Source organism: Domibacillus sp. 8LH (assembly GCF_038806185.1).
Lineage (GTDB): Bacteria > Bacillota > Bacilli > Bacillales > Domibacillaceae > Domibacillus > Domibacillus indicus_A.
The window spans coordinates 1-230 of the sequence record NZ_JAVJNG010000375.1; the positions used below are offsets into that span (position 1 = coordinate 1).

Annotated in this window: 1 pseudogene; it reads left to right on the top strand. The window is 41.3% G+C overall.

Going from position 1 to position 230, the window contains the following annotated elements:
• Window positions 1–230: pseudogene (locus tag RG959_RS25070) on the top strand (dual-specificity RNA methyltransferase RlmN); the annotation flags it as partial.

Genomic DNA, 230 nt, shown 5'->3' on the forward strand with positions numbered 1-230 from the left:
CATCTGGATTGATTCCTAAGCAAAGAGATTTGACGAGTGGTGAGATTGTAGCACAGATTATGTTGGTACAAAAATACTTAGATGAGCGTAATCAAAATGAACGTGTTAGCCATATTGTCGTGATGGGGATTGGTGAGCCACTTGACAACTACGATAATGTTATGACCTTCTTACGTGTTGTGAATGATGACAAGGGCTTGGCAATTGGTGCCCGTCACATTACGGTATCT